This window comes from Actinomadura roseirufa (assembly GCF_900659635.1).
Lineage (GTDB): Bacteria > Actinomycetota > Actinomycetes > Streptosporangiales > Streptosporangiaceae > Spirillospora > Spirillospora roseirufa.
Window position 1 is genome coordinate 26,499 of the sequence record NZ_CAACVB010000039.1, and the last position, 20,120, is coordinate 46,618.

Annotated in this window: 16 protein-coding genes, 1 tRNA gene and 1 pseudogene; 14 read left to right on the forward strand and 4 right to left on the reverse strand. The window is 71.0% G+C overall.

All coding sequences use genetic code 11. From position 1 onward, the window contains the following. Nucleotides 1–131: 131 nt before the first annotated feature. On the forward strand, nt 132–1,010 hold the full coding sequence (locus E1291_RS11690; RefSeq protein ID WP_131737782.1) for a hypothetical protein: 879 nt from the start codon (nt 132–134) through the stop codon (nt 1,008–1,010). Nucleotides 1,011–1,290: 280 nt separating this feature from the next. On the opposite strand, the gene E1291_RS11695 is transcribed toward E1291_RS11690, so the two are convergent. Then, nucleotides 1,291–2,001 carry a DUF6597 domain-containing transcriptional factor gene (locus E1291_RS11695; protein WP_131737783.1) on the reverse strand — a complete coding sequence of 237 codons (711 nt, stop codon included), beginning with the start codon at nt 1,999–2,001 and terminating at the stop codon, nt 1,291–1,293. 66 nt (nt 2,002–2,067) lie between these two features. Between E1291_RS11695 and E1291_RS11700 the strand changes: the two genes are divergently transcribed. The 3 genes from E1291_RS11700 to E1291_RS41925 all read left to right on the forward strand — a co-directional run bounded on the left by E1291_RS11700 (nt 2,068) and on the right by E1291_RS41925 (nt 4,537). Beyond that, on the forward strand, nt 2,068–2,622 hold the full coding sequence (locus E1291_RS11700; RefSeq protein WP_131737784.1) for a type 1 glutamine amidotransferase domain-containing protein: 555 nt from the start codon (nt 2,068–2,070) through the stop codon (nt 2,620–2,622). Nucleotides 2,623–2,730: 108 nt separating this feature from the next. Then, complete coding sequence (gene pyk / locus E1291_RS11705; RefSeq protein ID WP_131737785.1) at nt 2,731–4,161, forward strand: pyruvate kinase; 1,431 nt, start codon at nt 2,731–2,733, stop codon at nt 4,159–4,161. A 202-nt stretch (nt 4,162–4,363) separates the two neighbouring features. Then, nucleotides 4,364–4,537: a hypothetical protein gene (locus tag E1291_RS41925; protein WP_165495077.1), complete on the forward strand. Its 174-nt coding sequence runs from the start codon at nt 4,364–4,366 to the stop codon at nt 4,535–4,537. A 64-nt stretch (nt 4,538–4,601) separates the two neighbouring features. Here E1291_RS41925 and E1291_RS11710 read toward each other — a convergent pair. Continuing rightward, nucleotides 4,602–4,674 (reverse strand) — tRNA-Leu (locus E1291_RS11710). A gap of 94 nt (nt 4,675–4,768) precedes the next feature. On the opposite strand from E1291_RS11710, the gene E1291_RS11715 reads away from it, so the two are divergent. The 6 genes from E1291_RS11715 (at nt 4,769) to E1291_RS11740 (ending at nt 10,678) form a co-directional block, all read left to right on the forward strand. Next, the gene (locus tag E1291_RS11715; RefSeq protein WP_278045250.1) at nt 4,769–5,386 is read left to right on the forward strand and encodes an ANTAR domain-containing response regulator; all 618 of its coding nucleotides are present in this window, start codon (nt 4,769–4,771) and stop codon (nt 5,384–5,386) included. A gap of 286 nt (nt 5,387–5,672) precedes the next feature. Further along, on the forward strand, nt 5,673–6,845 hold the full coding sequence (locus tag E1291_RS11720; RefSeq protein ID WP_242614089.1) for a branched-chain amino acid ABC transporter substrate-binding protein: 1,173 nt from the start codon (nt 5,673–5,675) through the stop codon (nt 6,843–6,845). Nucleotides 6,846–6,953: 108 nt separating this feature from the next. Then, nucleotides 6,954–7,919, forward strand: coding sequence for a branched-chain amino acid ABC transporter permease (locus E1291_RS11725; RefSeq protein ID WP_131737786.1), 966 nt, complete (start codon nt 6,954–6,956; stop codon nt 7,917–7,919). Continuing rightward, nucleotides 7,916–9,067 carry a branched-chain amino acid ABC transporter permease gene (locus E1291_RS11730; protein ID WP_131737787.1) on the forward strand — a complete coding sequence of 384 codons (1,152 nt, stop codon included), beginning with the start codon at nt 7,916–7,918 and terminating at the stop codon, nt 9,065–9,067. The genes E1291_RS11725 and E1291_RS11730 overlap by 4 nt, the downstream gene beginning before the upstream one ends. Next, nucleotides 9,064–9,855, forward strand: a complete 792-nt coding sequence (locus E1291_RS11735) for an ABC transporter ATP-binding protein (protein WP_442316389.1) — start codon at nt 9,064–9,066, stop codon at nt 9,853–9,855. The genes E1291_RS11730 and E1291_RS11735 overlap by 4 nt, the downstream gene beginning before the upstream one ends. Then, the gene (locus tag E1291_RS11740; RefSeq protein WP_131737788.1) at nt 9,845–10,678 is read left to right on the forward strand and encodes an ABC transporter ATP-binding protein; all 834 of its coding nucleotides are present in this window, start codon (nt 9,845–9,847) and stop codon (nt 10,676–10,678) included. The genes E1291_RS11735 and E1291_RS11740 overlap by 11 nt, the downstream gene beginning before the upstream one ends. Nucleotides 10,679–10,779: 101 nt before the next feature. Here the strand turns inward: E1291_RS11740 and E1291_RS11745 are convergent, their stop codons facing one another. Beyond that, complete coding sequence (locus tag E1291_RS11745) at nt 10,780–11,340, reverse strand: DUF4352 domain-containing protein (RefSeq protein ID WP_131737789.1); 561 nt, start codon at nt 11,338–11,340, stop codon at nt 10,780–10,782. A gap of 273 nt (nt 11,341–11,613) precedes the next feature. Next, on the reverse strand, nt 11,614–11,967 hold the full coding sequence (locus tag E1291_RS11750) for a PaaI family thioesterase (protein ID WP_207400690.1): 354 nt from the start codon (nt 11,965–11,967) through the stop codon (nt 11,614–11,616). Between the two features lie 138 nt (nt 11,968–12,105). On the opposite strand from E1291_RS11750, the gene polA reads away from it, so the two are divergent. The 4 genes and pseudogenes from polA to E1291_RS11770 all read left to right on the forward strand — a co-directional run. Beyond that, entirely contained in the window at nt 12,106–14,814 is a 2,709-nt protein-coding gene (polA, locus tag E1291_RS11755; RefSeq protein WP_131737790.1) for a DNA polymerase I, read from the forward strand. A 984-nt stretch (nt 14,815–15,798) separates the two neighbouring features. Then, complete coding sequence (locus E1291_RS11760; RefSeq protein WP_131737791.1) at nt 15,799–16,938, forward strand: polysaccharide deacetylase family protein; 1,140 nt, start codon at nt 15,799–15,801, stop codon at nt 16,936–16,938. 238 nt (nt 16,939–17,176) lie between these two features. Then, a complete protein-coding gene (gene rpsA / locus E1291_RS11765; protein WP_131737792.1) occupies nt 17,177–18,652 on the forward strand; it encodes a 30S ribosomal protein S1 in 1,476 nt (491 codons plus the stop codon). 355 nt (nt 18,653–19,007) lie between these two features. After that, a pseudogene (locus tag E1291_RS11770) lies at nt 19,008–20,120 on the forward strand (endonuclease/exonuclease/phosphatase family protein); the annotation flags it as partial.

The following is a 20,120-nucleotide window of genomic DNA, read 5'->3' on the forward strand; positions in this document are numbered from 1 at the left end:
AAGCCCGCTCACCCGCCCGCGGGACGTCGGGGGCCCGGCCACCCACCGCTGGGGTGGCCGGGCCCACCCCGGCCTTGGACACGTCCGTTTCCTGCAAGACCGCCTGTTCACCGCCGCCCTAGCGTGGACCCATGAAGGTTCTGAACATCACCGGCCTCGAGCGGGCCGAGGAATTCTTGCGCCTCAACGGCCGCATCATCGACCGGCGCCGCTTCGACCTCCACTTCCGCGGGGGATCGCCCGCGCCCGTCCTCGCCGCCCTGCGGGCCTATGAGAACGCCGACGGCGGCTACGGCCACGCCCTCGAACCCGACCTGCGCGGGGAGGCCAGCCAGCCCGTCCCCGCCCAGATCGCCCTGGAGATCCTCCACCAGGCGGGCGGCGACGGCGACCCCGCCGTGGCGCGCATCGGCGACCACCTGGCGTCGATCACGGCAGCGAACGGGGGAGTCCCCTTCGTCCTGCCGTCGGTCAGGGACACCCCGCACGGCCCGTGGTGGCAGACCCCCGACGACCCTCCCGGCTCGATCAACCCCACCGGGGCGCTCGCCGGGTTGCTGTACCGCGCGGGATCCCGCCACTCCTGGCTCGACCCCGCCACCGACTTCTGCTGGAGCCACCTGGAGAACGTCTCCGCCGAGCCCGGCCCCTACGACGCGCTGTCCATCCTCATCTTCCTCGACAACGTCCCCGACCGTGACCGCGCCGAGGCGGTCTTCACCCGCCTCCGGGACGCCCTCGCCGCGCACGTCACCCTGGACCCGCACGCCGAGGGGATCCACCACTTCCCGCTCGACTTCGCCCCGGCGCCGCACGGCTTCGGCCACCGCCTGTTCACCGGCGACGTCCTCGACGCCCACCTCGACGCCCTGATCGACGCCCAGGGCGAGGACGGCGGGTGGTACGTCAACTTCCCGAGCTGGACCCCGATCACCAAGCACGACTGGGCCGGCCACCTCACCGTCGAACGCGCGAGGACCCTCCAGGCCTACGGCCGCCTCAAGGCATAGGCCCCATCTCAACGCTCCCAGCCCGCCACACGAACGCACCAAAGCCCAGGGGACCGACGCGAGGCCCGTCGAAGGGCGCCCAACGGCCTGTGCGAGCGCGTACTCCCGGCGGGACGATGGAGGGTGTCTCAGACGACCTCAGCCGTCACGCGAGCGCGCGCTCTGACCGGCGGGGCGAAGCCGGAGGCGAGCCCCGCCGGGAAGATCGCGAAGCGATTCGCGCTCGCACGAGCACGGTCAAGGGCGAGCCGCCAGGCGAGTCCTTGGGCCGGGATCGCCTTCAAAGCAGCCCGCTGATCGGTTCGCCCGCCAGGTCCCGTACCTCGTGCGCGAGATGCGCCTGGTCGGCGTAGCCCGCCGCGTACGCCGCGTCGGCGAGCGGTGTCCCCGCCCGCGCCAGCCCCAGCGCCCGCTGGAAGCGCAGCACTCGCTGGAGGGTCTTCGGCCCGTACCCGAACGCCGTCAGCGACCGGCGCCGCAGCTGCCGTTCCCCGATCCCGATCTCGGCGGACACGTCCCGGACCGAGCCGCGGGCCAGCCCCGCCACCACCGCCGGGACGAGCGGGTCCACCGGTTCCGCGGCCCTCGCGCGGCCGGTCACCGCCGCGACCAGCGCCGCCTGCTGCCGCCGCGGCGACCCCGCCGCCGCCACGGTCTCGGCCAGCCGGTCCGCCGCGCCGCCCCACAGGTCGGCGAGGGGGAGCCGGGCGTCCCGGACGGCGTCCGCGGGCACGCCGAGCACCGGCGGCGCGGCGCCCGGCGCGAACCGCACCGCGACCATCCGCTCGCCCGGCCGTATGAGGGCGGGGACCGGCCCGGTGTCCGGCCCCGCCACGAGGATCCCCGCCTCCGACCAGATCAGGTCCACGCACCCGTCGGGGACGACGCGCTGGAGGTAGGGCTCGGTGTCCGTCGGCAGCCCGGCCGTCCATGAGCACACGAGCCCGGCGGAGCGGGGCGCGGGTTTCTCCTGGTAGCCGGTCACATTCATTCCTCCTGCATACCATCCGTTGGCGCGGGCAGGGGAACCGGGGAACACGCGACAAAGGGAGGCACCATGTCGAATGAACTGCAGGGCAGAACGGTCGCGTTCCTCTGTGCGCCCGAGGGCGTCGAGCAGGTCGAGCTCACCGAGCCGTGGAAGGCCGTGGAGCAGGCCGGTGGAAACCCGCGTCTCGTGTCGACGCAGTCGGGCCGGATCCAGGCTTTCGATCACCTCGACAAGGCCGACACCTTCCCGGTCGACACGACCGTGGGAGTCAGCGGGCACGGAGAGTTCGACGCGCTCGTCCTGCCCGGCGGCGTCGCCAACCCCGACTTCCTGCGCACCGATCCCGCGGCGGTCGCCTTCGCCAGGGCGTTCTTCGACGCCGGCAAGCCCGTGGCGGCGATCTGCCACGCGCCGTGGACGCTCATCGAGGCGGGCGTGGTGCGCGGCCGTACGATGACGTCGTGGCCGAGCCTGCGCACCGACCTGCGGAACGCGGGCGCGACCTGGGTCGACGAGGAGGTCCGGGTCTGCGAGGCGGGGCCGAACACGCTCGTGACGTCCCGCCGGCCGGACGATCTCAAGGCGTTCTGCCAGCGGACGATCGAGACGTTCCGGGGCTGAACCGCCCAATTTGGTCTAGACCTCTGAGCTAGACCAATCGGTGAACCTTCGGCGACCGTATCCAGGGCGAATATCCGTACCGACGGGTAACTAAGTACCGTTGTGCGCGTGACCCGTCGAGCGAAGATTGTCAGCACCATCGGTCCCGCCTGCTCCGGAGCCGAGGAGATCCGCGCCCTCGTGGAGGCCGGCATCGACGTCGCCCGGCTCAACATGAGCCACGGCGAGCACGCCGGCCACGAGGAGGTCTACCACCGGATCCGTGCCGCGGCCGAGGCCACCGGGCGGGGCGTCGGCATCCTCGCCGACCTCCAGGGCCCGAAGATCCGCATCGGCCGCTTCCCGGACGGGCCCGTCCGGCTCACCCTCGGCGACGAGTTCACCATCACCACCGAGGACGTCCCCGGCAGCCGCCGCGAGGTCTCCACGACCTACAAGGGCCTGCCCGGCGACGTGAGCCCCGGCGACACCGTCCTCATCGACGACGGCCGCGTCGCCCTCCGCGTCGCCGGGGTCGACGGCCCCCGCGTGCGCACCACCGTCACCGTCGGCGGAATGGTCTCCGACAACAAGGGCCTCAACCTGCCGGGCGTCCCCGTCAGCGTCCCCGCCCTCACCGAGAAGGACGAGACCGACCTGCGCTGGGCGCTGCGCCTCGGCGTCGACCTGGTCGCCCTCTCCTTCGTCCGGACCCCCGCCGACGCCGACATCTGCTACCAGATCATGGAGGAGGAGGGCGTCCGCGTCCCGCTCATCGGCAAGATCGAGAAGCCGCAGGCGGTGGAGCGGCTCCCCGAGATCGTCGCCGCCTTCGACGGCATCATGGTCGCCCGCGGCGACCTCGGCGTCGAGCTCCCCCTGGAGGAGGTGCCGATCGTGCAGAAGCGGGCCATCGAGCTGTGCCGCGAGAAGGCCCGCCCCGTCATCGTCGCCACCCAGATGCTCGAGTCGATGATCTCCGCCCCCCGGCCCACCCGCGCCGAGACCTCCGACGTCGCCAACGCCGTCTTCGAGGGCGCCGACGCGGTGATGCTCTCCGGCGAGACCAGCGTCGGCCAGTACCCGATCGAGTCGGTCCAGACGATGAGCCGCATCGTCAGCACCGCCGAGCAGGCCGCCCTGCACGCCACCCACACCCTGGACCGCATCCCCGAGACCGTCGGCGGGGCCATCGCGCGCGCCGCCGCGGAGGTCGGTGCCACCGTCGGCGCCGAGGCCCTGGTCGCCTTCACCATGTCCGGTGAGACGGCCCGCCGGCTGTCGCGCTACCGGTCCCCGATCCCGCTGCTGGCCTTCACCTCGGTGCCCGCCGTCCGTGGCCGCCTGGCGCACGTGTGGGGCGTCGAGACGTTCATCGTCCCGCAGGTCGACCACACCGACGACATGGTCGGCCAGGTCGATCAGGCCCTCGTCGAGATCGGCCGCTGCCAGAAGGGCGACCGCGTCGTGGTCGTCGCGGGCTCGCCCCCCGGAACGGCGGGCTCCACCAACGCCCTGCGCGTCCACAACATCGGCGACACCATCGCGATGGGCCACTGAACGAGGCCACTGAACGATGGGCCTCCGGAAGCCGGGCCGCTGACCCGAACCGGACCGCCCGAGACGGGCGGGGCGGCGCACCGCACGGGTGCGGCGCCCCGCCCGGCGCGTCTTCGCGCCCGCCCGTGGCGAAGATCACTGGGGGATCTCATTTCGGGTTCGCTCTGGACACCCGCGCCACGGGGGCGGCACGATCGAGACCATGGACGACGACACGCGAGCGAACGGCCCGCGGGGCCGCACCCGGTGGCACGCCCTTCCGCCGCGCGTTCCGCCGGAGGATCTGACGACGGGCCAGCAGGTGCCGCCCACGCCCCAGGCCATCGCCGAGGCGGCGATGACCCCGATGGACGAGGCCACCCGCTACCCCTGCTGACCTCGCCCGCCCGGTGTGGCGGGTCCACGTGCCGGGAGCGCCGGGCGTTGCCGCTGGTGAGGAGTGCCCCGAGTGGGATTCGAACCCACACTAAACGGTGTTTGAGACCGCTTCCTCTGCCATTGGGATATCGGGGCTTTGTCCAAATAAAACGGACATCCGGCTCCTGGTGCGCCCTGCCCGGTTGAGGGTGGGGCGACGGGTAACAGGTTAGCGGGTCCCGGTAGGCTCGTGCGCGTGGAGAGCGCTCGGCGAGTTGTGATCGCGGAAGACGAGGCCCTGATCCGGCTGGACCTGAAGGAGATGCTGCAGGAGGACGGCTACGAGGTCGTGGGCGAGGCGGGCGACGGCGAGACGGCCGTGCGGCTGGCCGTCGAGCTGCGGCCCGACCTGGTGATCCTCGACGTCAAGATGCCGATCCTCGACGGGATCTCCGCCGCCGAGCGGATCTCGGCCGAGCGGATCGCGCCGGTCGTCATCCTCACCGCGTTCTCCCAGCGCGAGCTCGTCCAGCGGGCCACCGAGGCGGGTGCGATGGCCTACCTCGTCAAGCCGTTCTCCAAGACCGACCTCGCGCCCGCGATCGAGATGGCGGTCAGCCGCTACACCGAGCTGCGCGCGCTGGAGGCCGAGGTCGCCGGGCTGCAGGAGCGCCTGGAGACCCGCAAGGTCGTCGACCGGGCCAAGGGACTGCTGCAGGAGGCCCACGGCTGGAGCGAGGCCGAGGCGTTCCGCTGGATCCAGAAGACCTCCATGGACCGCCGGCTCACGATGCGGGCCGTCGCCGAGGCCGTCGTGACGGGTGCGGCCGGAGAAACGCCTGGTGGTGACGGGGCCGCCGCGGGCTGAGCCCGGCGGCGGTCACCCTTCGTGTCGTTCATGTGCCCACGGACGCCTTCGCGAGTGTCGCATGTCCGTAACTCTCCGTAATATCCGCTGGCAATGGCATATGCCGGATGAGCACGGAGGAGTAACGAACGAGTAACCCTTCTATCCGGGGGTGCTGTTCTGGGCGGGGTCGACGGTGTACGACATAGCTGGTCCCCGAGTGACCGATATCTCCACCAGAGATTCGGCGTCGGGGCATGACTCGTACCCGATCCCCTACCGGATCCGGATGGAAAGGTTGGGCACCTTGCGGCGCAACAAGATGAGGGTCACCGGCGCGGTGGCGGTGAGCGCGGCGCTCGCGCTCGGCGCCGTCAGCTGCAGCGACGACGACGGCGGCTCGGGCGGTGGCGACGAGGTCACGATCGGGTTCATGGGCGACCTGACCGGTGAGAACTCGGGTCTGGTGATCCCGCCCAAGCAGGGCGCGCAGCTGGCCATCGAGCAGTACAACGCGACCAACCCCAAGGTCAAGATCAAACTCAAGACCTACGACAGCCAGGGCAAGGCCGAGCAGGCCACCACGCTGGCGCAGGGCGCGGTCAAGAGCGACAAGATCGTGGGACTGATCGGCCCGGCGTTCTCGGGCGAGTCCCAGAGCGTCAACCCGATCCTCAACGAGGCCAAGATCCCGTCGGTGACCCCCTCGGCGACGGGCATCGCGCTCGCCGAGAAGGGCTGGAAGTACTGGCACCGCGTGGTCGCCGACGACGCCGTGCAGAGCGTCGGCGCGGGCGAGTTCCTGTCGGGCTCGGTGAAGGTCAAGAAGGTCTTCACCGTCTCGGACAACCAGGAGTACGGCAAGGGCCTCGCGGACTCGGTGGGCAACGCCGTCAAGACCAAGGGCGCGCAGGTCCAGAGCGACGCGGTGGACGACAAGGGCAACGACTACTCCTCCACCGTCAACAAGATCAACCAGTTCAAGCCGGACGCGGTGTACTTCGGCGGCTACTACGCCGTCGCGGGCCGGCTGTTCAAGCAGCTTCGCGAGGGCGGCTACAAGGGCAAGGTGATGTCGGGCGACGGCTCGCTCGCCACCGGCCTGATCGAGGGCGCGGGGCAGGCGAACGCGCAGGGCGCGCTGCTCAGCTGTGGCTGCATGATCGACGCTGAAGGTAAGACGAACGCCAAGGCCAAGAAGTTCGCCGACGACTACAAGGCGAAGTTCGGCTCCGAGGTCGCGATCTACTCCAGCGAGGGCTTCGACGCGGCGACGGCCTTCATCGAGGCGATCAAGGCCGGCAAGACCAAGGCCGAGGAGATCAACGGGTTCCTGAAGACCGAGGACTTCCAGGGCGTCGGCAAGCAGATCAAGTTCGACGACAAGGGCGAGCTCGCCACGCAGGACATCTTCATCTACGAGGTGAAGGACAACAAGCTGCCGCTTCTCGGCAACAGCAAGCAGGCCACGGTCTCGTAGGGCGCACCACGCCTGACCGACCGTCCCCCGGGTTCTCCGGGGTCCCCTGATGGCGCGGGAGCGGGAGCGCTACAGCGCTCCCGCTCCGTTTATCAAAGGCGACCAAAGGTGCTCGACGACTTCATCAATCAATTCTGGCCGTCGACTGTCGACGGGCTGTCGCTGGGCGCGATCTACGCGCTGCTGGCGCTCGGCTACACGATGGTCTACGGCGTGCTCCGGCTGATCAACTTCGCCCACGCCGACATCTTCATGGTCGGCACCTTCGCGGCACTGTGGACGGTTCGGTCCCTGGGCGTCTCCGACGTCGGCGGGATCGCGCTGGTCGGCGTGGTGGCGCTGACGGGGCTGGTCGCCGGCGCGGTGGCCGGCGGCGGCGCGATGCTGCTGGAGATGGGCGCCTACCGCCCGCTTCGCAAACGCGGCGCGTCCCGGCTGGCGGCGCTGATCTCGGCCATCGGCGCGTCGATCTTCATCCAGCAGCTGTTCGGCACGGTGATCATCCATCGGGTGTTCGGCACCTCCAAGGAGGGCGGCAAGCTCCCGGTCAACGAGCACTTCAAGAAGCTGCAGACCGTCGTGGACGTCGGGCCGATCCAGATCACCAACGACAAGCTGATCGTGTTCCTCGGCTCCATCCTCATGATGATCGCGCTCGACCAGTTCGTGAACCGGACGAAGCTCGGCCGCGGCATCCGCTCCACCGCCCAGGACCCGGAGACCGCGGTGCTCATGGGCGTCAACATCGACCGGATCGTGTCGATGACCTTCCTGGTGGGCGGCATCATGGCGGGGGTCGCCGCGGCGCTGTACTTCCTGCGCTTCGAGCAGACGAACTACTTCGTGGGCTTCCTGCTCGGCATCAAGGCGTTCACGGCGGCGGTGCTCGGCGGGATCGGCAACATCCGCGGCGCGCTTGTCGGCGGGTTCGTCCTCGGGCTGCTGGAGATGTACGGCTCGAGCTTCTTCGGATCGGAGTGGCGGGACGTCGTCGCCTTCTCCGTGCTCATCCTCGTCCTGATGTTCCGTCCCACCGGAATCCTCGGTGAGTCCCTCCAGCAGGCGCGCGCATGAACCTCTCCAAGAACGCGGAAGGGGCCCGGCGCGGCCCGGGCCTGTCGCTGGACGCGCTGCGGCACTGGTGGGCGGGCGCGCCCGGGTGGGCGCGCTGGGTGGTCTACCTGCTGCTGATCGTGGTGGGCGTGCTGCTGCCGAGCGAGTCCATCGGCTCGTTCATGGCGCCGAGCGGCGCGGACTGGCCCTCGATGCTGAGCAGCCAGATCGCGATCTACGTGCTGCTGGCGCTCGGGCTGAACGTCGTGGTGGGCATGGCCGGGCTGCTGGACCTCGGGTACGTGGCCTTCTACGCGGTCGGCGGCTACACGATCGCGATCTTCGCGACCAAGTACGACTGGAGCTTCTGGCAGACGCTCGTGCTCGCCATCGCGTTCTCGGCGCTGGCGGGGGTGATCCTCGGCGCGCCCACGCTGCGGTTGCGCGGCGACTACCTCGCGATCGTGACGCTCGGCTTCGGTGAGATCGTCAAGAAGACCGCGAACAACAGCTCGTACGTGAACGGGCCGCGGGGCGTCCAGGGCATCCCGCACCCGCCGACGCTGTCGGAGTTCGAGATCGGCGGGGTGCAGCCGCTCAAGTACGGGCTGCTGGACTCCCGGCCGTACTACTACCTGCTGCTCGCGTTCATCATCGTCGCGATCATCTTCGTGCGGCGGCTGGACAAGTCGCGGGTCGGCCGCGCGTGGGCCTCGATCCGCGAGGACGAGGACGCCGCGGAGCTGATGGGCGTCCCGACCTTCAAGTTCAAGCTGGCCGCGTTCGCCATCGGCGCGGCGATCGGCGGCAGCGGCGGCGTCGTGTTCGCCTCGCAGCAGACCTCGATCACGCCGCCGAACTTCGACTTCCTGGTGTCGGCGCTGATCCTGGCGGGCGTCGTGCTGGGCGGCTCGGGCAACATCCCGGGCGTCATGCTCGGCGCGTTCGTCGTGGCGTGGCTGCCGGAGCGGTTCCGCGGGCTGCAGGACTACCGGATGCTGATCTTCGGTGCCGTGCTGGTGCTGATGATGATCTTCCGGCCGGAGGGGTTGTGGCCGTCCCGGCAGCGCAAGGCGGAGCTGGCCGAGGGCACGGGCGGAATGGGCGGACTGGGGGCCGAGGTCCCGGGCCCCGGCCAGGCCGAGGCCGCCGCGGAGGTGGGCAAGTGAGCGGGGCGGACGAACGGACGCCGGTGCTGGAGCTGCGCGAGGTCGTCATGCGCTTCGGCGGCGTCGTGGCGCTCAACAAGGTCCAGATCACCATCGGCGAGGGCGAGATCTTCGCGTTGATCGGCCCGAACGGCGCGGGGAAGACCACGGTGTTCAACGTGACCACCGGGGTGTACCGGCCGACGGAGGGCCAGGTCGTGTTCCGCGGCCAGCGGATCGACGGCAAGAAGCGGTACCACGTCACGAAGCTGGGCGTGGCGCGGACGTTCCAGAACGTGCGCCTGTTCCACAACATGACGGCGGTGGAGAACGTCCTGGTGGGCACCGACGCCCACCACCGGACGGGCCTCGTCGGCGCGTCGCTCGGGTTGCCGTGGCACCGCCGGGAGGAGCGCAAGGGGCGCGAGCGGGCCCGCGAGCTGCTCGAGCTGGTCGGCGTCCAGCACCGCGCCGAGGAGGCCGCGAAGAACCTGCCGTACGGCGACCAGCGCCGGCTGGAGATCGCGCGGGCGCTGGCCACCGAGCCGAAGCTGCTGCTGCTGGACGAGCCGGCCGCCGGGATGAACCCGGCGGAGAAGGTCGCCCTGCAGGAGCTGATCCGCACGATCCGCGACACGGGCGTGACCGTGCTGCTGATCGAGCACGACATGAGCCTGGTGATGGGCATCAGCGACCGCATCGGGGTCCTGGACTTCGGGCAGAAGATCGCCGATGGGCTGCCGGCCGAGGTGCAGAACGACCCGCGGGTCATCGAGGCGTATCTGGGGGCTCCGGCCGATGCTTCTTGAGATCAGGGACATCCACGTCCACTACGGAAAGATCGCCGCGCTGAAGGGCATCACGGCCTCGGTCGACGAGGGCGAGATCGTCACGCTGATCGGCGCGAACGGCGCCGGGAAGACGACGACGCTCAAGACGATCTCCGGGCTGCGGTCGCTGACCCGGGGATCGATCGAGTTCGACGGCCGCGACATCAGCAAGATGCCGGGGCACAAGCGGGTCCTCGCCGGCATCGGGCAGTCGCCCGAGGGCCGGGGGATCTTCCCCGGCATGTCGGTGGAGGAGAACCTCCTGATGGGCGCGTTCAGCCGCAAGGACGACGCGTCCAAGGAGCTCGCCGAGGCCTACGAGCTGTTCCCCCGGCTCGCCGAGCGCAAGACCCAGGCGGGCGGCACCATGTCCGGCGGCGAGCAGCAGATGCTCGCGATCGGGCGGGCGCTGATGGCCAAGCCGAAGGTGCTGCTGCTGGACGAGCCGTCGATGGGCCTCGCGCCCATGCTGGTGCAGCAGATCTTCTCCATCATCCAGGAGATCAACCGGCGCGGCACGACCGTGCTGCTGGTCGAGCAGAACGCCCAGCAGGCCCTCCAGATCGCGCACCGCGCGTACGTGCTGGAGACCGGCCGGGTGGTGAAGTCGGCGCCGGCGTCGCGGCTGCTGGACGACCCGGAGGTCCGCGCCGCCTACCTGGGCGGTGAGCTGGGCGAGGCGGCCGCGTCGCCCGCTGCCGCTCCCGCCCCGGTGGACGCGCCGGACCCGGGCGCGACGGTCACGGACGCGCCGGCGTCCGGCGCCGCGCCCGAGGGCTCGGAGGAGGACGCCTCCTCGTAGCCGTCCGTCCCGTGCCCGCCCGCTCCGGTTCGCGCGAACCCGAGCGGGCGGGTGCCGCGCGTCCGGGGCCCGGCGGCCGGGCGGCGCCCGGCGCGCCCTGGTCAGGGCAGCGGGATCTCGGTGGGGGCGGGGTCGCTGACGGCGCCGACGGGCGGGGAGCCGTAGAGCCGGACGGCCTTCGCCCTCGCACCGCGCGGCACGTCGAACCACAGGTCGAACTCGACCCGCATCGCGGCGCCCACCGACAGCCGCTCCGGCTGTCGCTTGATCATGGTGGCGTTGACGTCCGGGGTCAGGACGCGGCCGTCGGCGGTGACCAGCCGCTGCTTCCAGGCGTCGAAGACCTGGATGTCACGGCCGGTGTTCACCGCGAGGAGGCGGATCCGGGTGAACGTGCCGTGCGCGCCCATGGCGGTGTGGGTGCCCATCACTTCGGCCATCTGCTCACGGAAGCCGAGCACGGTGAACTGCAGGTCGGCGCTGCGTCCCGCCTTCCCCTCGGGCGTGCTCTCGTCCTCGCGGGCCTTCTCGGCCGGGACGCGGTACTCGTGGGGGGAGGAGCCGGAGCATCCCTGGAGGGCGGCGGCGAGGAGCAGCGCCGCGCCCGCCCGGGCGGCTCGTGGACGTTGGAGACGCGAGGGTCGCGGACGCTTGGGGCGCATGTACGGAAAGTACGGCCTGACCAGGGGAGGGTGAACGGGTCAGAGGGAATCGCAACGCAAACGCGACTACCGAAACGCGTTCACCGGTGTTGTCGATCGGGTGCCGGACGCCGGCCGGACGTGCCGTTACCGCCCGGAACGGATCATGGCCCGGGATCACCTTTGGGGCCGTACGAACCTTCCTCGGGCGCGTACGTTGTCTACTCGGTGATCCCGGGCCGTTCCAATGCACGCTACAGACCCGGGGCGATCCATCGCAAAGGAGGACACGGGTCACGCGTCCGGGCGGTCCCTGAGCATGCAGGTGAGGCGGGCGGTGCAGACCCGCCGGTCCCGCCCGTCGGTGATCGCGATCTCGTAGGTGGCGAGCGTCCGCCCGCCGTGCACCCGCGTCGCGACGCCGGTGACCCAGCCCTCGGTCGCCGTCCGGTGGTGGGTGGCGTTGATCTCGATGCCGACGGCGATCCGGCCGGGCCCGGCGTGCAGCATGGCCCCCACCGACCCGAGCGTCTCCGCCAGCACGCAGGACGCGCCGCCGTGCAGCAGCCCGTACGGCTGGGTGTTGCCCTCGACCGGCATGCGCGCGGTCACCCGCTCGGGCCCGGCCTCCAGGAACTCGATGCCCATGGTCTTCGCCAGGGTCCCGTGCGTGCCGGACTCCACCTCGGCGAGGACCGCCTCCCGCGTCTCCTCGGAGCTCACGCCGCCGGTGTCGCTCACTTACACCTCCGCGAATCTGTCGTACGCGCAGACTAGAGTCCTGGTGTGGCGACGACAGCATCGACCCCTGACAAGCGTGACCGGCTCCTCCTGCTCGACGGGCACTCCCTGGCATACCGGGCGTTCTTCGCGCTGCCCGTGGAGAACTTCTCCACGACCGACGGGCAGCCGACCAACGCCGTGTACGGCTTCACCTCCATGCTCATCAACGTGCTGCGCGACGAGCAGCCCACCCACATCGCGGTGGCGTTCGACCGCTCCGAGCCGACGTTCCGGCACGAGCAGTACGTGGAGTACAAGGCTGGCCGCCAGAAGACCCCCGACGAGTTCCGCAGCCAGGTCAGCCTGATCTTCGAGGTGCTGGACGCGCTGCGCGTCCCGCGGCTGTCCGTCGCGGGCTTCGAGGCCGACGACATCATCGCCACGCTGTCGGTCCAGGCCACCGAGGCCGGCCTCGAGACGCTCATCGTCACCGGCGACCGGGACGCCTTCCAGCTCGTCGACGACCACGTCACGGTCCTCTACCCGGTCAAGGGCGTCTCCGAGCTCGCCCGGATGGACCCCGCCGCCGTCGAGGCCAAGTACGGCGTGCCGCCCGCGCGGTACCGCGAACTGGCCGCGCTGGTGGGGGAGAGCAGCGACAACCTCCCCGGCGTCCCCGGCGTCGGCCCGAAGACCGCCGCCAAGTGGCTCGTCAAGTACGGCGACCTCGACGCCCTCGTCGCCCGCGTCGAGGAGATCAAGGGCAAGGCCGGCGACAACCTGCGCGAGCACCTCGCCGGGGTGCTGCGCAACCAGCAGATCAACAAGCTCGACACCGCCGTCGGCCTGGAGCTGACCCCGCCGCAGCTCACCATGGGCCAGTGGGACCGCGACGAGATCCACACCCTGTTCGACTCGCTGCAGTTCCGGGTGCTCCGCGAGCGGCTGTACTCCTCCCTGTCGGCCGCCGAGCCCGAGGCCGACGAGGGGTTCGAGGTCGAGCTGGAGGACCTGGAGCCCGGCGCCCTCGGCGCCTGGCTGGACGCCAACGCCCGCGACCGGCTCGGCATCGCCGTCACCGGCACCTGGGGGCGCGGCACCGGCGAGATCACCGCCGTCGCCCTCGCGTCCAGGAAGGGGCCCGCCGTCCACCTCGACCCGGCCGAGCTGATCGAGGACGACGAGCGCGCCCTCGCCGCCTACCTCGCCGACCCCGGCCGCCCCAAGGCCGTCCACGAGGCCAAGGGCCCCATGCTGGCGCTCGCCGCGCGCGGCATCACCCTGGACGGCGTCACCAGCGACACCGCCCTCGCCGCCTACCTCGCCCTGCCGGGCCAGCGCACGTTCGACCTGTCCGACCTCGTCCTGCGCTACCTGCACCGCGAGCTGCGCAACGAGACCGAGGACTCCGGCCAGCTCACCCTCGACGGATCCGGCGAGGAGGAGGCCGCCGAGGCCCTCGCCGTCCGCGCCCGCGCCGTCGCCGAGCTCGCCGAGGTGCTCGACGCCGACCTCGACAAGCGCGGCGCCACCCGGCTCCTGCGCGAGGTCGAACTGCCGCTCGTCGGCGTCCTGGCCGCCATGGAACGGGCGGGCATCGCCGTCGACGCCGACCACCTCGCCGGAATGTCGGCCTCGCTCGGCGGCCAGGTCAAGGAGCAGGAGCAGGCCGCGCACGGCGCCGTCGGACACGAGTTCAACCTCGGCTCGCCCAAGCAGGTGCAGCAGGTCCTGTTCGACGAGCTGAACCTCCCCAAGACCAAGCGCACCAAGACCGGCTACACCACCGACTCCGAGGCCCTGACCACCCTCCTGGAGAAGGACGGCCATCCGGTCCTGGAGCACATCCTCCGCTGGCGTGAGGTCGCCAAGCTCAAGTCCATCGTCGACTCCCTCATCCCGATGGCCGACGACGCCGGGCGCATCCACACCACCTACAACCAGATGATCGCCGCCACCGGCCGGCTGTCGTCCACCGACCCCAACCTGCAGAACATCCCCATCCGAACCGCCGAGGGCCGGCAGATCCGCGAGGCGTTCGTCGTGGGCACCGCCACCCGCCCCGGCGTGACCTACGAGTCGCTGCTGACCGCAGACTACTCCCAGATCGAGCTGCGGATCATGGCGCACCTCTCCGAGGACGCGGCGCTCCTCGAGGCGTTCGGCACCGGAGCCGACTTCCACACCATCACCGCCTCCCGCGTCTTCGGCCTGCCGCCCGAACAGATCGACTCCGAGCTGCGCGCCCGCATCAAGGCGATGAACTACGGCCTCGCCTACGGCCTGTCGGCCTACGGGCTGTCCCAGCAACTGCGCATCTCCCCGGACGAGGCGCGCGGCCTCATGGAGGAGTACTTCCAGCAGTTCGGCGGCGTCCGCGACTACCTGCACGACATCGTCTCCAAGGCCCGGCAGGACGGCTACACCGAGACCATCCTCGGCCGCCGCCGCTACCTGCCCGACCTCAACTCCGACAACCGCCAGCGCCGCGAGATGGCCGAGCGGATGGCCCTCAACGCCCCCATCCAGGGCTCGGCCGCCGACATCATCAAGGTCGCCAGCCTCAACGTCGACCGCGCGCTCCGCGCCGCCGGACTCGAATCCCGCATGCTCCTGCAGGTCCACGACGAACTCGTCCTCGAGGTCGCCGCCGGCGAACTCGACGACCTCAAGGCCCTGGTCAGCGCCCAGATGGCCGGCGCCTACGAACTCCGCGCCCCACTGGACGTCTCCATGGGCACCGGCCGCACCTGGCAAGAGGCGGCTCATTAGATTCAAGCCCGGCCCACGGTCCTCGCCTGGCGGCTCGGACCGTGACCGTTCTTGTGCGAGCGCGAATCGCTTCGCGATCTTCGCGGCGGGGCTCGCCTTCGGCGTCGCCCCGCCGCTCAGGTCGCGCGCTCGGGTGGTGGCTCGGGTGGTGAGCCGGGGGCGGGTGGTGGGGGACTCGGCCTGTCTTGGGTGGGGCGGGGGCGTGTGGTGGCTCGGGTGGTGAGCCTGGGTGGGTGGTGGGGGACTCGGCCTGTCTTGGGGGGGGGGGGGGCGTGTGGTCGCTCCGGTCGTGAGCCGGGGGTTTTGCGGCGTTGTTCGGGACTGTGGTCACTGTTTGCCTGGCTTGTTCCTTCCCTCGGGTCTGTGTGGGTGCGGCGGTATCTCGATGGCTGCGGGTTTTATGGCCGATTTGTGTTCTGTGTCGGGTCCTGTGTGAGTGTGAGCTTGCTTCGCGAAGGTTCTTTGCTGCTTTGCCGTTCACTTGCCGTGCCTCGTTTGAGTGCTCGCTTCTTCTCGGGGCTTGGTGCTCTGCGGGCTTGGTGTCCCGCTGGGCGGGCTCGGAGGGCTTGGGGGTGAGTCGGGTCCCGTGTGGATGTGGCGTCGCCTGGTGGTGAGCTTGAGGGCTCGGCCGTGCCCTTGGCTCCGGGTGGGGACGTGCGTGAGGGCGGTGTCGCTTCGTGGTGAGGCTTGTCTTCGGGTTTGCCTCATCCGGGGCGGTGATGTGTTTCTGTGACGGTGAGGGCTCCCGCTTCCGGGCTCGCGCGGTTCTCCGGGTGTGAAGCGGGGTGTTCCAGGGCGGGTCCCTTATAGGTTCCACCGGTCCTGTCAGGGGCTTTACCAGCGGTTTTCGGATTAGGTCCCGATGAAGGACGCGCCGGGAGTGGTGAGTGGGGATCATGCGGGTACGCGAGTAGGTGTCCGTGGATGTCCGGGGAGCCGTACGCTGTTCCCGGTCCTGGTTTCGGGTCGATCGGCGGTCGGAACGTGCCTCTCCTCCACAAGATCGCGGGAGTCGTGATCATCTGTGCCGTGGTCCTCGGGCTGACCCTGCCCGGGGAGCGCCGGGGACGCGAGAGGAGCACCGTCGCCGCGCGGGCCGGCGTGGCCGTGCGGACGCCGGCCGGAGACCGAGCCGCGGTGAGCGGGCACACCGGAGCGCGGGCGCCCGGAGCGGTCGTCCCCTCGGTGTCCGCCGCCCCCGCCGCCGTCCCGACCGGCCCCGTCCCGGCGGCGGCGCCCGCCGCCGCGGCGGCGAAGGCCGACGAGCTCGGCCAGGTGCCGGTGCTCATGTACCACCGGATCATGAAGCGGCCCGAGCAGTCGCTGGACCGCTCGTCCAAGGAGCTGTACGACGAGCTCACACGGCTCGCCAAGAGCGGTTACGTGCCCGTCACGGCCGCCGAGTTCGCCGCGGGGTGGTTCAACGTCCCCGCCGGCAAGCACCCCGTGGTCCTGACGTTCGACGACAGCACTCCCGGGCACTTCGGGCTGGACCCGCGGGGCGATCCCAAGCCCGACACCGCGGTGGCGATCATCGAGCAGGTCGCGCGGGAGAACCCCGGGTTCCGGCCGGTGGCGACGTTCTACCTGAACAGGGACCTGTTCCAGATGGCCGGGAGCGAGGCCGCCGCCGGGCTGACGTGGCTGGCCCGGCACGGGTTCGAACTGGGCAACCACACCGTCAGCCACCCCGATCTGTCGCGCCTGTCCGAGAAGGAGGTGCGCAAGGAGATCGGCGGGATGGAGGCCGAGATCGTCGGGATCACCGGCGCGCACGCCACCACGCTCGCCTACCCGTTCGGCTCCGCGCCGCGCAAGCGGTCGTGGGCGCAGAAGAAGGACGGCGAGTACGGCTTCCAGGGGATCTTCCTGGCCGGGTGGAGGCCGTCGGAATCGCCGTTCGACGTCAGGTTCGACCGATGGGCGATCAACCGGGTGCGGTCCGAGGGCAAGATCAAGGAGAATGACTGCACGCGGTACTGCTCCACGGCGTGGCTCGACCACCTGGACGCGAATCCGGCCGAGCGGTTCACCTCCGACGGCGACCCGAACATCGTGACGATCCCCAGGGCCGAGGAAGATCGGCTGGCCAAGATCTACCGGGCTCGGGCGCGGGCGTACTGAACGGGACCCGCGGTACCGGATTGACCACGAGAGATTGGTCCCATATCCTGATCGCTGCGCTGTGGGCCTGTGCGCGCTTCGGACGGAGCAGGCTCGCGCTCGGTCAGGTCGGCGACATCGGTACGGTTCTTCGACGCGGCTTCGTCCGCGTCCCCCTTCCGGTCTTCGGCAGGGCGGACAACGGCCCTCCGCGCACAACCCATACGACTTCCATGTCCGTACCGGAGCCAGCCGACACATGACGAGCAGCACCGAGGCCACCTCGACCACCCCGCAGGTAGCGGTCAACGACATCGGGTCCGAGGAAGCCTTCCTCGCGGCGATCGATGAGACCATCAAGTACTTCAACGACGGCGACATTGTCGAAGGCACTGTCGTCAAGGTCGATCGTGACGAGGTCCTCCTCGACATCGGCTACAAGACCGAGGGCGTCATTCCCTCGCGCGAGCTCTCCATCAAGCACGACGTCGACCCCAACGAGGTCGTCGCCGTCGGAGACCACGTCGAGGCCCTCGTCCTCCAGAAGGAGGACAAGGAAGGCCGTCTGATCCTGTCCAAGAAGCGCGCCCAGTACGAGCGCGCCTGGGGCACGATCGAGAAGATCAAGGACGAGGACGGCATCGTCACCGGCACCGTCATCGAGGTCGTCAAGGGCGGCCTCATCCTCGACATCGGCCTGCGCGGCTTCCTGCCCGCCTCGCTGGTGGAGATGCGCCGGGTCCGGGACCTGCAGCCCTACGTGGGCCGCGAGCTCGAGGCCAAGATCATCGAGCTGGACAAGAACCGCAACAACGTGGTGCTGTCCCGCCGCGCCTGGCTGGAGCAGACGCAGAGCGAGGTCCGCCAGACCTTCCTCAACACCCTGCAGAAGGGCCAGGTCCGCAAGGGCGTCGTCTCCTCGATCGTCAACTTCGGCGCGTTCGTCGACCTCGGCGGGGTCGACGGCCTGGTGCACGTCTCCGAGCTGTCCTGGAAGCACATCGACCACCCGTCCGAGGTCGTCGAGGTCGGCCAGGAGGTCACGGTCGAGGTCCTGGACGTCGACATGGAGCGCGAGCGCGTCTCCCTGTCGCTCAAGGCGACCCAGGAAGACCCGTGGCAGCAGTTCGCCCGCACCCACCAGATCGGCCAGGTCGTGCCGGGCCGCGTCACCAAGCTGGTGCCGTTCGGCGCGTTCGTCCGCGTCGAGGAGGGCATCGAGGGCCTGGTGCACATCTCCGAGCTGGCCGAGCGGCACGTGGAGATCCCCGAGCAGGTCGTCCAGGTCGGCGACGAGATCTTCGTGAAGATCATCGACATCGACCTCGACCGGCGCCGGATCAGCCTGTCGCTCAAGCAGGCCAACGAGGGCGCCGTCAGCATCGAGGAAGAGGACTTCGACCCGACGCTGTACGGCATGCCGGCCGAGTACGACGACCAGGGCAACTACAAGTACCCCGAGGGCTTCGACGCCGAGACCGGCGAATGGCTCGAAGGGTTCGACGAGCAGCGCGAGACCTGGGAGCGGCAGTACGCCGAGGCCCGCGCCCGCTTCGACGCCCACCGCAAGCAGATCGAGGAGGCCCGCAAGGCCGAGGCGGAGGCGGACTCCGCTCCCGCCGCCGGCGGCGAGACCTCCTACAGCGGTGGCGGCGAGGCCGAGTCCACCGGTGGCGCGCTCGCCACCGACGAGGCGCTCGCCGCCCTGCGGGAGAAGCTGTCGGGCGGTCAGTGACCCGTCACTGACCCGCCGCAGGGCACCACTGGCGCGCCGCCCGCACGGAGTCCCTCACGGGGCCCGTGCGGGCCGCCGCCCGCCCGTTCGCGCACGGCCGGAGAACGGTCCCCCGGGACCGTTCTCCGGCCGTGATCGGTTTTTCGCCCGCGCGGGCGGCCGCCGGGCCGTAGAGTTCCGTTGCGGCGGACTCTGCGGCGAGCCCACCGGGCCCCGGCGGGGCCGGTGGCGGCCGAGGCGCCGCAGTGGGCCACAATAGGCCGCCGTGGTCGCCGCCCCGCCGCGCCCGCGGCCGTGCCGCCGGCGGCCGCCCGACACCCGAAGGTCCGCTCGTCCCCCGGGAGCACTCGTTCAATTGGCCAGCACAGAGGTAGGCACCAGGACCGGCGACACGGCGGCGGCCGGGCCGTCGATCGTCCCGCAGGGCCCCGCCAGGCTCGCGCTGATCGCGATCACGGTCGCGGTGCTCGCGCAGACCCTGCGCTTCTCGCTTCCCCAGCTCGACGACTTCGCCGGCGACGCCGGGCTCGGCCCCGCCGCCATGGTCGTGCTCGTGATCTACCTCGCCGGGTTCGCCGCGCCGCTGGTGCGGCGCGCCGCGGGGCCGCGCGGGCTGCTGCTCACCGGCATCGGCGGGCTGTTCGCGGTGCGGCTGCTGGCCCAGGCCGTCGAGCCGCGGACCTGGCTGACGCTCACCGGCACCGCGATCGGCATGATCGCCATGGCGGCGCTGTACGAGGGGGCGCGCGGGCTGTCGGGCGTGGGCTTCGCGACCGCCACGGTCGCGGGGCTGTCGATCGACACCGCCGTCCGGCTGTGCTTCGCCACCTGGGACCCGGTGTGGCGGTCGGGCCTCGGCCCGTGGGCCGCGTGCCTGGCGTTCGTCGGCCTCGGCGGCGCCGCGCTGTACCGCGAGCTGGCGTCCGGTCCGGTCACCGCGCCGGGCATCTCCTGGCGGGACGCGCTGGGAGCCGCGGCGTTCGGGCCGTTCCTGGCGCTCCAGGTGCTCGTGCTGGCCAGCCCCGCGTTCGTGGCGTCGTCGGGATGGCAGTCGCTGACCGGCGCGCACGTCGCGATCGTCGCCGGGCAGGGCCTCGCGCTGGCGTTCCTCGCCTCCGGCCTCGCCGTGCGGGCCGTGCCGGGCGGGGTGTGCGTCCTCGGCGGCACCGTGCTCGGCGTCGGCGCCGGGGCGGTCGCCGGGACCTACGCCACCTCCGGCATCGAGGTCGTGCCGATCGTGATCCTCGGCCAGGTGCTGTCGGCGTGGCTGCTGGCCGTGGCGTGCCGCGCGCCGCTGCGCCGCGCCGGCGTCGGCGGCCCGGTCTGGCGGATCGACGTCGGCGCCGCGCTCGGCGGCTTCCTGGTCGCGCTGATCCTCGTCCCGTACCAGGTGAGCGCGCTGTCGCCGCTGCCGTTCCCGAACAACGCGCTGCCCGGCCTGGCCGGGATCCTGCTCGGCGCCGCCGCG